Annotated in this window: 14 protein-coding genes; 6 read left to right on the plus strand and 8 right to left on the minus strand. The window is 33.1% G+C overall.

The features are described from left to right. Positions 1-21 precede the first annotated feature (21 nt). The 6 genes from M9897_03880 to nosZ all read right to left on the minus strand — a co-directional run bounded on the left by M9897_03880 (position 22) and on the right by nosZ (position 5,851). A complete protein-coding gene (locus M9897_03880) occupies positions 22-804 on the minus strand; it encodes an ABC transporter permease (protein ID MCO5268018.1) in 783 nt (260 codons plus the stop codon). Further along, a complete protein-coding gene (locus tag M9897_03885; protein ID MCO5268019.1) occupies positions 797-1,504 on the minus strand; it encodes an ABC transporter ATP-binding protein in 708 nt (235 codons plus the stop codon). Before M9897_03885 ends, M9897_03880 begins: the two co-directional genes overlap by 8 nt. After that, the gene (gene nosD / locus M9897_03890; GenBank protein MCO5268020.1) at positions 1,498-2,739 is read right to left on the minus strand and encodes a nitrous oxide reductase family maturation protein NosD; all 1,242 of its coding nucleotides are present in this window, start codon (positions 2,737-2,739) and stop codon (positions 1,498-1,500) included. Before nosD ends, M9897_03885 begins: the two co-directional genes overlap by 7 nt. Further along, on the minus strand, positions 2,739-3,170 hold the full coding sequence (locus M9897_03895) for a nitrous oxide reductase accessory protein NosL (protein ID MCO5268021.1): 432 nt from the start codon (positions 3,168-3,170) through the stop codon (positions 2,739-2,741). Before M9897_03895 ends, nosD begins: the two co-directional genes overlap by 1 nt. 10 nt (positions 3,171-3,180) lie before the next feature. Then, positions 3,181-3,813 carry a hypothetical protein gene (locus M9897_03900; protein MCO5268022.1) on the minus strand — a complete coding sequence of 211 codons (633 nt, stop codon included), beginning with the start codon at positions 3,811-3,813 and terminating at the stop codon, positions 3,181-3,183. 70 nt (positions 3,814-3,883) lie between these two features. Beyond that, entirely contained in the window at positions 3,884-5,851 is a 1,968-nt protein-coding gene (gene nosZ, locus M9897_03905; GenBank protein ID MCO5268023.1) for a Sec-dependent nitrous-oxide reductase, read from the minus strand. Between the two features lie 293 nt (positions 5,852-6,144). On the opposite strand from nosZ, the gene M9897_03910 reads away from it, so the two are divergent. From M9897_03910 to M9897_03925, 4 genes are all read left to right on the plus strand, one after another. Next, entirely contained in the window at positions 6,145-7,677 is a 1,533-nt protein-coding gene (locus M9897_03910) for a T9SS type A sorting domain-containing protein (GenBank protein ID MCO5268024.1), read from the plus strand. Positions 7,678-7,733: 56 nt separating this feature from the next. Beyond that, positions 7,734-9,521 carry a T9SS type A sorting domain-containing protein gene (locus tag M9897_03915; protein MCO5268025.1) on the plus strand — a complete coding sequence of 596 codons (1,788 nt, stop codon included), beginning with the start codon at positions 7,734-7,736 and terminating at the stop codon, positions 9,519-9,521. Positions 9,522-9,689: 168 nt separating this feature from the next. Next, a complete protein-coding gene (locus M9897_03920; protein ID MCO5268026.1) occupies positions 9,690-10,127 on the plus strand; it encodes an Rrf2 family transcriptional regulator in 438 nt (145 codons plus the stop codon). 81 nt (positions 10,128-10,208) lie between these two features. Next, positions 10,209-10,481: a hypothetical protein gene (locus tag M9897_03925; protein ID MCO5268027.1), complete on the plus strand. Its 273-nt coding sequence runs from the start codon at positions 10,209-10,211 to the stop codon at positions 10,479-10,481. Between the two features lie 58 nt (positions 10,482-10,539). On the opposite strand, the gene M9897_03930 is transcribed toward M9897_03925, so the two are convergent. After that, on the minus strand, positions 10,540-11,955 hold the full coding sequence (locus M9897_03930; protein ID MCO5268028.1) for a TIGR00366 family protein: 1,416 nt from the start codon (positions 11,953-11,955) through the stop codon (positions 10,540-10,542). 60 nt (positions 11,956-12,015) lie between these two features. After that, positions 12,016-12,381, minus strand: a complete 366-nt coding sequence (locus M9897_03935) for a nuclear transport factor 2 family protein (GenBank protein ID MCO5268029.1) — start codon at positions 12,379-12,381, stop codon at positions 12,016-12,018. Between the two features lie 113 nt (positions 12,382-12,494). On the opposite strand from M9897_03935, the gene M9897_03940 reads away from it, so the two are divergent. Together M9897_03940 and lhgO are read left to right on the plus strand one after the other, a co-directional pair. Beyond that, positions 12,495-12,914 carry a DUF2147 domain-containing protein gene (locus M9897_03940; GenBank protein ID MCO5268030.1) on the plus strand — a complete coding sequence of 140 codons (420 nt, stop codon included), beginning with the start codon at positions 12,495-12,497 and terminating at the stop codon, positions 12,912-12,914. Between the two features lie 101 nt (positions 12,915-13,015). Continuing rightward, positions 13,016-14,236 carry an L-2-hydroxyglutarate oxidase gene (gene lhgO / locus M9897_03945; GenBank protein MCO5268031.1) on the plus strand — a complete coding sequence of 407 codons (1,221 nt, stop codon included), beginning with the start codon at positions 13,016-13,018 and terminating at the stop codon, positions 14,234-14,236. The last annotated feature ends 36 nt before the right edge of the window (positions 14,237-14,272 follow it).

The raw sequence follows: 14,272 nt of genomic DNA on the forward strand, positions 1-14,272 counted from the left end.
AGGTGTAATGAAAAAAACTGTTTAAAAGTCCTTTTTATTACATTTTCGAGTTATTACAAATAAGGGAATAATGCACCAAGCCAATAAAGTAGAGAAAGCTGCAATAAAACCTAAGGATGATCCAAAGAATTTATTAAAGACAGCACCAGTATATCCTAATAAAGCAGAAATATCAAGCTTTAGTATAATTAAGATACGTGATAAATCAATGGGGTTGAACAACGTAGCAAATAAGGTGAATTTATCTAAAGGATATTCTTCAAACATAACTAAGAACATTAGAAAAATACCGTCGTATATAACTGAAAAGAATAACCATGCTAAGATGGCATAGCTAAATCCTTTTATTTTGTTTTCATTGTAAAGTGCTATAATAAACGAAATGGCAGTAAATATAAATGTCAATATGGAACCTGTCACTAATAAAAGAATAAAATTCCAGATTGCTGTTGATTCAAATAACCCATAGATAATAAATGGAATTCCTATTCCTAAGATAAGACTCATAATAAGAGAAAAAGCAATTCCTAAGAACTGCCCTAAGAAAATGGAAGATCTCTTGATGGGTTGTGCTAATAGCAATTCAGTAAATTCTTTGGCATTATAGTAATACATTACTCCAAAGATTGTCCCAATTAGTGGAACCAAAATAGTAATCACATTCATTAAGGTGATAACTGCCTTGCTAATATCATTATTTAAGAATAATAAAGTGATACTAAGAAGGAAATAAAAAATGAGGTAAACGTAACTCCATCTACTTCTCATTAAATCGTAAAAACTATATTTTAATATCTTAAGCATGATTGTGATTTAAAATTTTTGCAATTGCATGTTCAAAGTCAATCTCGTTCGTCTTTTCTCGTAAATCATTCGCTGTTCCTTGGAAGTAGATAACTCCATCCAAAATAAAAATAATTTCGTCAGAAATCTCTTCTACAAAACTCATAATATGAGAGGTTACCAAAATGATTTTTCCTTTTTCTCTTTCTTGAAAAATAAGTTTTTTTAAACTCAACATAGCCACAGGATCTAATCCGGTTGTAGGCTCGTCTAAAATTAGAATGGGGCTGTCAAACATAAATGTGAGTACAATATTTACCTTTTGCTTAGTTCCCCCAGAAAGATTGGCTAATTTTTTATCTAAAAATGGTTGAAGAAGAAATAATTGTATAAGTTCTTCTTCTCTAGAAGGAGTACCTCTTAAATCTTTGATCATTTTAATCAATTCCTTGACAGTAAGTTGATTTGGAAAATTTGCAATTTGTGGCAGGTAATCAATATCTCGTCTATAAACTCCTTTCTTGTCTATTGGTTTTCCATTAAGTGATATCATTCCCGTGTCTGGCACGACCATACCCAGGATGCATTTAATAAGTGTAGTTTTCCCAGATCCATTTGGACCAAGAATAGTGAAAATCCCACTATCAGGAGTTTTAAGGTTCACCCCTTTGAGCACTTCATTTTTTCTAAATTTCTTGTATAAATTTTCAACTTTTACCATTTGTTTTGTTTCATTAAGGGTTGATCATCAAATAGGTTGTCGGGTGTATATGTGGGAGATACATTTTCAGAAAATTCGATAATATCGATAAATAGACTACGTAACAATATGATAGATTGAGGTACTCTGTCAACCACATAATTAAATAGTTTCACCGGTCTATACGGCACATCTCCCAAGCCATTTTTATCTAAATCGTATCCTGTATATTTGCTCCAATAGTTCTTGGTAAATACATTGTCATTTAATCGCCCAGTATAGCTAATGTCAAATGAATTATTAATAAAGTTATTTCCTGAAAAGACATTCTTATAACATGCACCATTTACTTTAGCCGCCCAGCCATTTCCTATGAAATTATTATTTGTATAGGTTATTCTATTACAATTCTCCACATTAATTCCAGTTGTATTTTCTTCGAAAGTATTATTTTCTATTTTGGAATCATGAAGTTCTTTGAGTAATAAGCCGTATGCTGCAGCACCCCAATTTTTCTTAAATCTATTCCGAATCATTGTTACATTCTTTGAAAACATGACGGCTACACCAGCCCCACTACTTTCAAAAGTGTTTCCAATGTATATGTTATCATTGGCAAACATAAAATGTAATCCATAGCGAAGATTCCCTTTACTTCGATTGTAGGTTATTCTGCAACTATCAGAAAACTCAAGATAAATTCCATCTCTTGCTTGATTGATAAGATTGTTGTTTATATTAATTTTTTTTGCATACCAAAGGTGAATGCCATTTCCGGAGTTATATTCATTCTCAGCATTTGCGTGAATTACATTATTTCGGACAATTCCATTTCTAGACTTTGCAAGATAAATCCCAAAGAAAATATCTTTTAAATCTAAATTCTGAATAATGAAATTTTGATACTTATTTACTCGAATGGCAGCATAGTCATTTGTATAACTAGAGCCTACATTGATAAGTTTAAAACCATCAACGGTTACATTGTCTGAATTAATAATGATTATATCTCCTTTCTTTTTTCCGTCTATTGTTGCTTTTTCTTCAGTAATTAACTTAATAGGTTTATCTATGCTTATAAAATTTTCATAGTAGATACCAGCCTTAACAATTACTTTTTGATATGGCTTGGCTTTCTTTATTCCTTCAGTGATTGTCTTGGTCTCGCATGTCTTACACACTATGATCTCTGCATGAGTATAGAAACCATAAAAAAGTATTAAAATAAAAAAGTATATCCGAAATAAATTAGCCATTATTTAGAAGATAGATGATGAATCAGCTCTTGCCATGAATATACTTGACCTTCATATTTCTGTAATTCTTCCTGACCTTTTTCTGTATTAGGAAATGCGGTAATATTTTCTCCCATAGGACTTGGTAACTCCTCACTTACAAGAAAAGATACTTCATTTACAGAGGTTAACTCTTTTGGATTTGAAATATGATTGGTAAGAAAGATTTCAGGCTTTTCCTTCTCCATTGCATTTGTAAAATGCACAAGACATTCAGTAGCATCAAATTTATATATCTTACCAGTTGTAGTAATTAACTCTGCACCATGTATAGGATCAACAATGGTCATCTTGCAAAAATTACAAGCATCCTTACCGTAGTCTATTGGTTGAGGCTCCTTACTACAAGCAAATAAGAAAGCAATCACAAGAATTAAACTTATCTTTTTCATACTTTCAAAATTAATGAAAAGCAAGTGATAAATTCTCTTTTTTAGCTGCTTTTCGTCCAATAAAGAAGGAGATAAAGATTAAAAACATACCTGCACCCATTAAATATCCACCTACGCCAGGTAAAGATATAGCAGTAAAGTTTAGGATATCTTTAGTGCCTAATAAAGGTGGTTTGTAAGACATTGGATTTCCAAAATCATCAACTACTTTAATAATAGCATGAGGATCTAGATTTGAACCGTAATCTACTAACCATTGATTGAAATCATACATACCTAAGATTCCTAAAACACTCATTACTACAAACCACCCCATGAACCATTTATAAGTCGAATGCTTGAAGAATCCAACAATTCCAATTAAAATACCTATTAAAGCCATAATAGCGATAATAATTGGGAAAGTGGTAAATTCCCACATATCTCCTTTTTCTGGTAATGTTTGCATACCAATGTAGTGGTTTAATCCATCTATATTCATTAAATCGTGCTCAGTATATCCTTCCAATCCATCGATAAATATATGCATACCTAAACCTTTTGGATACTGAGGCGCAAGTAATTCGATATTCCAAAGAGGAAAGATAAATAGACTTAGTAGTAGAGTTGATCCGATTATCATTAAAACACTTGCTTTTTTCATGGCTCTTATTTTTTGTAAAAGGAGGACGGATGTTATTCCATCCTCCTTTTGATTATTTCAATCTAGTTCTTTATTTTATTTGTTCACCAACTGACCATTTTAAATCTATATTTGAGTTTTCTGGGGATACTCTGATATATCCTTGCATCTCTTGGTGTAGGGCAGAGCAGAAGTCAGTACAATAGAATGGCCATACTCCCACTTTTTTAGGATACCATACTGAAGTTCTAGTTTGGCCTGGCATGATTAATAATTCTGCTGTATTTTGACCTATCATGGAGAATCCATGAGGTACGTCAAAGTCTTGTTCCATGTTTGTAATATGGAAGTAAACTTTATCTCCTACTTTAACTCCTTCGATATTATCAGGTGTAAAGTGACTTCGGATAGTTGTCATATAAATATGTACTTCTTTACCGTTTCTCTCTACACGAGCTTCGTTGTTCTTATTTACTCTGTATGGATGCTTATTATCCTTCAACTGGTAAATCTCACGAGGTTTATTGTTTATCACAATATCGGCTCTGATGGCAGCAGCATAGTGAGGCTCTCCGTGAGTTGGGAAGTCAAGTAATAACTCCATTTTTTCTCCAGAGATGTCATATAATTGTGCAGAATGCTCCAATTCAGGTCCAACAGGTAAGTATCGATCTTTTGTAATCTTATTCATCGCAAACATGTATTTACCGAAAGGCTTACCAGAATTACCACCAGGGATAGTTAAGTGTCCAACTGAGTAATAAGTAGGTTGTCTATCCACAACTTCCCAAGTACCTAATTTCCATTTTACAACTTCAGAAGAGATAAAGAAAGAAGTATATGCATATCCTTTATCATCAAATTCTGTATGCAATGGACCTAATCCTGGCTTCTGAACAACTCCGCCTAAAGTAGCATCGAAATTTAAGATTGGAATACCATAAGCATCACCAGTAAAGTTCTTTTCTTCAATCGCTTTAATCATTTTAGAGAAAGAGTGAACAGTTAAGTCAGCAGATAATTTACCATTACCAATGATATATTCACCATCAGGAGACACGTCGCATCCGTGAGGTGATTTTGGAGTTGGCATTAAATAAACAGCACCTGGAACTTCAGAAGGATCAACTACTAATACTTCTTTATTCATAGTTGTTGTTGTAGAATGTGTTTCATGATTATATACGTTATGCGCATATTCTGCAGGTATTTTTGTTCCTCCGCCATTCCTTACATACTCTTGGATCTTCATCCAGTTAATAGCTGCGATAAAGTCTTTGTCATTTTGAGAAGCATTCACTTCTAATAAAGTGTTTGCTTCTTCAGAATTATATGTAGAGAAGAAGAACCATCCATGAGATTTTCCACGCCCTGGATGTGCTAGGTCATAGTTGAATCCAGGCATTAATACTTGGAAATCCATATTCATTCGTCCACTTTCAGGATCTACTGCGATAAAAGATAGAGCCCCTTTAAAATTCCCTTTGTATTCGCTGATACTCATGTCTCTTTGGGGTACGGGTACTCCAAAACGAGTTCCAGCTACTACATATTCTGTATTCTCAGTTACAAATGAAGAACTGTGGTTACCTGCACTATTAGGTACTTCGATGATTTCAGTTGTTTCAAATGTTTGAAGATCAATACGAGCAATACGTGGTGTATTGTTCTCATTCACAAACAACCATCTTCCATCTAATTCTCCTTTTGTTTGAGAAACATCAGGATGGTGAAGGTCACCCCATGGAATTTCTCCGTATGAAGTCATCAACATTCCTTTTGTTTCTTCTGAATATCCATAACCATTCGTTGGAAACTGACTAAATACGGGAACTTCTTTAAATAATCGACCAGATGGAAGACCATAAACAAGTAAATTTCCAGAGTATCCTCCTGAGATGAATGCATAATATTCATCATGTTCACCTGGAGCGATGTAAACCTTTTCTGCGGCATTCTTACTCAGGGCTCCTTTTCGTTCGCCTTGACCACCAGAACAACTAGCAAGCAATATTACTGCTCCTAGAAATGCTCCTAAAAATAACTTCGTTCTTTTCATGACTTAAATTTTAGTTTTATTCTTATTTCTTTTGACAAAGGTAGCGTGTCAAAATCCTCAATTTTATGAGTTTTATCATGTTTGAGAGAAACATGATATAAATCATGTGGAGACCTGATTTTTGCTTGTTTAAATAGCCTGATTTGCAATTCTATTTAAAGAAAAATAGGAATAAAAGGAAAGCATTCTAAAATGAATAATTAGTAAATTTTTATCTTATCCCCCATTCTGGGGATTGTAGATAAACCCTAACTATCCTAGGTTTGTATCATAAATTCTAAAGAAGAAATGATATGAAGAAAAAATTACTAATAGGTTCATTATTATTTACTACTACTTTATTTGGCCAATTATCTATGGAGTGGAGCAAATCAACTAATCCTGGAAGTGGGGATGTGAATTTTAATGACGTGGCTGAAATGGCAGATGGAGGAAGTATAGCTGTTGGCTGGGCATACCATGATGTATATTCTGATGATTTGCCAGCTACAGGTTACCAAGGGGGAAAGGATATCTTAATACAAATAAGAGATGCGGATGGAAACATCGATTATGAAGATAATACAAAAAATTATTATTGGGGAGGTACAAAGAATGAAGAAGCATATCGTGTCAAAAAAACTTCAGATGGAGGTTTCATTATTTGTGGGTATTCTATATCAGTTATAGATGGACAAGGAGATGGTAGTCACAAATGTGGTTTAGTAATTAAATTAGACAATCAAGGCCAGCAAGAGTGGTTTAAACTTCGTAAAATAGGATCTAACGATTTTGAAATTCGAGATATTATAGAAAACATGGATGGTTCTTTTACGTATGTTGGCTATGTTCAATCAGGAACAACTCCACGGCTTTATGTTGCGAAGTTAGATACAGATGGGTCTATTATTTGGAGTAATACCTATTTTGATGGGCCACAATATTATAGGGTCAAAGGACATTCTATCGCAGAAACCTCAGATGGCGATTTTATTGTTTTAGGGTCTTCTGATGATATGATTAGTTATTCAGGTAAAGTATCTGGAGACTATGATCTCTGCCTTATACATCTAAGTTCAAGTGGTGCTGTTATTTCTAAGAAAGGATTTGGAGGTTCTGGGGTAGAGAAGTTTGCACAGATTCAACGTACTTCAGATAATAATTTCGTTATTATAGGTACCACGACTTCAAATAATGAAGCTTTCTCAATGAACACAGCTGGAAATATGCAGGTGTATGTGTTAAAGGTAGATGCAGACTTAACCAAATTATCTCTAAAAACATTTGGAGGTTCATTGGAAGAATATGTTTGGGATACGATGAGTTTTGTGGAAGAAGCAGATGGAAAACTTACTATTTGTGCAGATACAAAATCAAATAATGGGAATGTTGTAGGATCACAAGGAGAAAGAAATATATGGATATTTCGTATATCAGCAAATGGTAATGTATTATATTCAAGTAATTGTTTTGGAGGAAGTAATCTTCTATATGCCAGAGGATTTACAAACTTGTCTACTGGGGGCTATCTAATTGTGGGTGCAGATGGAACAAATGATAATTATTGGCAAGGATATACTATGAAAATTAATGAAAACACTTCTGGATTTGATATTAATATGGATAATGCAATTAGTATTTATCCGAACCCAACTAGAAATATACTGCATGTAGAAGGTCTAGAGAAGAGTGAAAAGTTTGTTTTGACCAATATGCTTGGACAAGAAATGATGCGTATTAGTTTGGATGAAAATAATTCTAAATTCTCAATGGAAACTCTTCCGAATGGTATTTATTTCTTGAGAAATTCAGACTTATCTATCTCAAAGAAAATTATAAAAGAATAAAACTTAACCATTAAGTAGCATGACAATATTGTCATGCTACTTTAACAATTAGCAGTATGAAAACACGGTTACTTATACTATTACTTTTTATAGGGACATCTTTTATCAATGCACAGAATTATTCCATACAATTGTTGAAGAATATTAATCCGAATGGTAGTTCTAGCCCGAATTCATTTTTTGAATTCAATGATAAAGTATATTTTGCAGCAGATGATGGCATAAATGGATCAGAATTATGGGTAACTGATGGTACTGCGTTAGGTACTAAGATGGTTAAAGATTTAAACCCTTCTGAGAGCAGCAATCCGCATAATTTTTTTGTATTTAATAATAAACTCTACTTCATCGCATCTAATCACACGAATACCAACCCAGAATTTATTAATGATGAGATATGGATGACGGATGGTACGGCTTCTGGGACTCAAATGTTGAAGGATATAAAACCAGGTATCTTTTCCAGTGACCCACAAATCTTATATGTAGATCAGGATATCTTCTATTTTTCTGCAGATGATGGAGTAAACGGTGTTGAACTGTGGGTGTCTGATGGAACACCACTAGGTACAAAGTTGTTAAAGAATATAAATCCAGGTAGTGGAGGTAGTAATCCACGTTCATTTATTTTATTTGAGAATAATTTATTCTTTGTAGCTACTAATGGTATAAATGGTTATGAAATTTGGCAAACAGATGGAACAATGTCAGGGACACAGCTTTTAAAAGATATAAACCCAGGCAATGCAAGTTCTAACCCCAACAATTTTACCATTTTGAATAATAAACTCTATTTTTCTGCAAATGATGATATGAATGGTATGGAATTATGGGTTACTGATGGTACTTATACTGGAACAACTTTAGTTAAAGATATTCGTGTTGGTGGAGATGGTAGTAATCCTTCTAATCTTGCTGTTTGGAATAATAAAATCTATTTTGCAGCAGATGATGGTGCAAATGGAGTAGAGTTGTGGGTGACAGATGGTACGGCATTAGGTACAAATATGGTTAAAGATTTAAACTCTTCTCAGAGCAGCAATCCACATAATTTTTTTGTATTTAATAATAAACTTTATTTCATCGCTTCTAACCATACGAATACCAACCCAGATTTTATTAATGATGAGATATGGATGACGGATGGTACGGCTACTGGGACTCAAATGTTGAAGGATATAAGACCAGGTATCTTTTCTAGTAACCCACAAATCATATACGTAGATCAGGATATCTTCTATTTTTCTGCAGATGATGGAATGAATGGAGTTGAATTATGGAAGTCAGATGGGACTACAATTGGGACTCAAATGTTAAAAGATATAAATGGTCCTGGTGGTAGTAACCCAATGGGAATGCTTGTATGGAATGGAAATTTTTTCTTTACTGCAGATGGAGGTAGTTCTTTTAGCGATATTCAATTATGGAGGACAGATGGAACCTATTCTGGTACAGAGATGCTCCTTCCTAGCTTCAATCCTAAATATAATTCATTAGCGACAACAAACTATTTTGTTTATCAAGGGGACTTCTATTTTACTGCAAATTATAATAATACTATTGGACTTGAATTGTATAAGTTTACGGATTTAACATTAGACATATCAGATGATACAGCAATAGGAACGATTGCGATATATCCAAATCCAACTCAAGATATATTGACTGTGGAAGGATTAACTAAAGTAGAGATATTTAGTATCACAAATGATCTTGGTCAGGAGGTATGGAGATCTATATTAGGAAAAGATAAAAATACTTTCTCTATTGAGAATTTACCAAATGGAATCTACCTATTACATAACCGAGATTATACTATCCAGAAAAAGGTGATTAAAGAATAGAATCATAACTATTTAAGTATGTGATAACCCAGGGGATTCCTCTGGGTTATTTTTCTAAACTATTTCTTTGTTTTTAAATAAAAGGATACTACTATCTTAAATTTATTGAATATTTCTTTTATTTATAAGTAGATTTATTACATTTGAAACTTTACTAAAAATAAACTGATGTTTTCTAAATCGTGTGAATACGGAATAAAAGCTACATTATATCTTGCAAAACATTCTTTGAATAGTGAAGATAAAGTAGGAGTTAAGGATATTGCTAAAGAGATTGAATCTCCTGAAGCATTTACAGCAAAAATTTTACAGATTCTTTCACGTGCTAAGGTAGTTCATTCTCTAAAAGGCCCTACAGGTGGTTTTTATATTCCTAAGGATAAGTTAAAAGAAATAAAATTAGTTGATATTGTAAATGCAATCGATGGAGATACTATCTATGAAGGATGTGGCTTAGGTTTATCAGATTGTAACGATGAAACTCCTTGCCCTGTTCATAATCAGTTTAAAATTATAAAGGAAAAACTAAAGCGTATGTTAGTTAAAACTTCCTTATATGAATTAGCTACAGACCTTGATTCTGGATTCACATTCTTAAAAAGATAGTTATTTATTTGTATCTTTTAAACTTATTTGCTTTATTTGTTCTGAAAAAACTGATTTATCAAAACAAATAACAATTAATTTATGGAGTGGTTCGTAAAACAAGAAGCGACTTTTGAAAAGTATAGATTTGGTCTAATGATAGCTATGCTTTTATTTCAAAGTTGTATAGGGTCTATCGCAGCTATGTATGCTATTAATCATGAAATTTGGCCATTAATGAGCTTATCAGCAGCTTTGTCAATGGGCTCAAACGCAATGTTTATCGCACAAGCCAAAGCAAATGTATGTCTAATTACCTTTTATTTAAGTGTTGTGATTAACTCAATCATAATGTTTGCTTTAATGATGATGTAAGATATTTATTCCAAATAAAAAGGAAGTCCACTCTTAATTAAAGAGTGGATTTTTTATTTTAAAAAATCAATAATACTGTACTAAATATAAGCACTCCAACAAGCATTAAGAGAAAGGTGTAGGGGAGTAATTGTTGAGGTTTTAATTTAGTTATTCCTAAAAGGGGAAGTGCCCAAAAAGGTTGCATCATATTCGTTAACTGATCCCCATAAGCCATTGCTAAAATAGATTTTGGTAAGCTCGCATTTAATTGTTGTCCAGTTTCAATGATAATTGGACCTTGAATAGCCCATTGCCCACCACCACTTGGGACAAAGAAATTTACAATTCCAGCACTATAAAATGTAAATAAGGGTAGCGTATAATCAGTAGCAATAGAGGTAATACTATTTGATAAGATAGCGATTAATCCACTATTACTCATTATTGCCAAAATACCAAAATAGAGCGGGAATTGGATTAGAATCCCGGAAACATCTTCAATTGAAGTTTGCAGCGCCTTTGAAAAATTAGTAATGTTTTTATGTAGCGTCAGTGATAGCCCTAAAAAGATAAGGTTAATGAAATTGAGCTGGATAAAACCTAAGGAGCTTTGTCCTTGATAGCTTATAGCTTTATAAATTCCTATAAGCAAGATGCCTATTCCAAGAGCTATTCCAAAGATTTTACTATAGTCTAATTTTTCAGCGCCTCTTACAAGATTCTCCTCTTCCAATAGAGATTCTTCTTTATTGTTTTCTTGTTGGAAAATAGTAATCTTTTCTTCTTTTGCTTTCTTTGAGATAAAGTAAATTGCCAAAGGAATTAAGATTAAGCAAGCAAGAGTTGCAGAAATATTCATGAGTGAGCCAATGGTTTCTTCAAAAGGAACATTATCTGGGTAATTACCCTCAATCCCCATTTGCTTCATCATAGCTGGAATATAGCCTTCTTCCATACATTTTGTTGTGGCACTGCCAGATAAGCCTCCGTGCCAAACCATCATGGTAACATAGCCTGCAGCTCCTACTAAACCATAGTTTAGTGGCTTGTCCTCGAGTGCGAATTTTTCTCCTACCTTTCGGGCGATGATTGCACCAAATATTAACCCTAAACCCCAATTAATTAATCCTAAAACCATTGCACCTAATGCAACGGTAATAGCACTAGAAGCCGTAGTATTGCAATATTTTAAAAGCGATTGTATGAGTTTGTCGACAATAGGGGTAAGTGCAAGAATATGACCCAATACGAGTATTAACATCATTTGAAAGGCAAAATATAATCCACCTCCTGAACTATCCCATAATCCACCTTCCCAAGAAGTTACTAGCTTTAAGAAATAAGCGCCGTGTGAAACATCTGTTGGTTTGGTTAAAAATTGAGCTAATAGTAATGTAAATAAAGTTAATAGTATTGCAATCGTAAAAGGACTAGGAAGTATTGATTTAAAAATTTGAATAATTCGAGTAGAACGTTGATTTATTTCTTTCATTAAATTATAGTTTGATCATGTGCAAATTTACTGTTATTTTATTTGTGGTGCAATACTAGTTTAACCGTGATAGACCCTTGATGCTATAATCTTTCCATTCTCAATTTCTAAAACTTCTGCAACTATTAAGTCTTCTTCGTTATTAACTTGACGAATATATTCCATAAATACACGTGTATCATTTGCTGTAATGGTTAATACAGTATAAGTTAAATCTGGTAGTCGATCAAAAGCATCTTGCCACCAAGTATGTAATGCTTCTTTTCCTTGTATGATTCCTTTTGTTTCGGGTTGTCGTATTTTTAGTTTTGGACTAAAATGTTGAGCATTGTCATCGTATAAGGATAACAAATTATCTAAATGATGTTCATTAAATGCCTTAAACCAATTAGCTGCTATTTGCTCATTATTTTTAGAATTATCCATTGCGTTATAATTTAAACCGAAATTAAGTATAATTTGAATAAAATATAGAATGGAACCTCATATTTCAACTGTAAATAAAAGTAATCTACTATATTTGTTGCAAACATGCTTTTATGAAACTATTTACAACCTTTATTTTTATACTCATTTATTTTTGTTCTTATACACAGATTGAAGGTGTCTGGAAAACTGTAGATGATGAAACAGGAGAGAAGAAAGCTGTTGTAAAAATTTACAAGAAGAAGGACGGGAAATATTACGGAAAAATTTTAGAAATTTTAAAAGATTTACCATTTGATTCTTGTGATAAATGCGAAGGAGAGTTAAAAGGTAAGCCTCTTATTGGTCTTGAATTTGTTCAGAGATTAGAAAAAAAAGGAACTGTTTGGGTTAATGGAACTATTACAGAACCTAAATCAGGAAAATCATACGATTGTAAGGCAGAAATCAATAATAAAGGTCAATTAGAAATTAGGGCATATATTGGTATTCCTTTTATTGGACGAACCCAAACCTGGATTCGGATGAATTAATCTATTATATATTTTCCAAAAATTCTGATTTTTTTAGTTTATTTATTTGCTGATACTTGTCTGCATGAATCTATCCTTTATCTTTGTGAAAATTCAATTTCGTGGAAGAGACAGTTTTTGATATCGCAATAATTGGTGGTGGAATCGTTGGAGCCGCTACTTTCTATAAATTACAAAAGAGAAATCCTCAATTAAAGATTGTAATTATTGAAAAAGAAAAGCATTTTGCAGATCATCAAACAGGAAATAATTCGGGCGTTATTCACTCGGGATTATATTACAAACCAGGATCTCTAAAAGCTAAAAATTGTGTAGAAGGAAGACATGAATTGGTTGCTTTTGCAAAAGAAAACCACGTTCCTCATGATGTGTGTGGAAAAGTAGTAGTTGCTAAAAATGAATCGGAACTACCTTATTTAGAAAAAATATTTGGAATTGGTCAACAGAACAATATTGAAGGAATTGAAAAAATTAACGCACAACAAATCAAAGATATTGAACCTTTTGTAGAAGGAGTTTCAGGAATATGGGTTCCTTGTACTGGGATTATTGATTATCGATGTGCCACAGAGAAAATGGTGGAGAATGCATTAGGTGCTAACCCTGATTCCAAAACTGTTCTCGGAGAGGAAGTGGTAGCTATTGAAAAAGATGGTAACGTCAATACAGTTGTGTGCGCTACTCAAAGATTTAAGGCAAAATATTTAGTATTTTGTGGTGGACTTCAGGCAGATCGATTAGCTAAAAAAGATGGAGTTAGTATTAAAGAAAAGGTAGTTGGCTTTAGAGGGGATTATTATGAACTGACTGAACAAGGTAAGCATAAAGTAAAAAATCTAATTTACCCTGTGCCAAACCCTGACTTCCCTTTCTTGGGAGTGCATTTTACTCGTATGACCAATGGTGAAATTGAATGCGGACCAAATGCAGTTTTTACGTTTAAGAGAGAGGGATATAACAAAACAGATTTTAACCTAAAGGATACTTTGGATGCTTTAAGTTATAAAGGAACGTGGAAGCTGTTTTTTAACAACATGTCATTTGGCATCAATGAATATAGGAGAGCATTTTCTAAAAAACTATTCTTAAAAACACTACAAGGACTAATACCTTCGTTAACGATGGATGATTTAAAACCTGGTAGATCTGGAGTAAGAGCCTTATTATTGTCACAAGATGGAGATACGCGTGATGACTTTAGAATTGAATATCACGGACACTCGATTCATGTGCTAAACGCTCCATCCCCCGCAGCAACAGCTTCATTGGCTATTGGAGGATATATTGCAGAGGAAGCAGAAAAACATTTTAGTCTAAAATAAAAAGAACGCAATTTACTGCGTTTTTTTTATTGAATG

The organism is Brumimicrobium sp. (assembly GCA_023957385.1).
Lineage (GTDB): Bacteria > Bacteroidota > Bacteroidia > Flavobacteriales_D > Crocinitomicaceae > Brumimicrobium.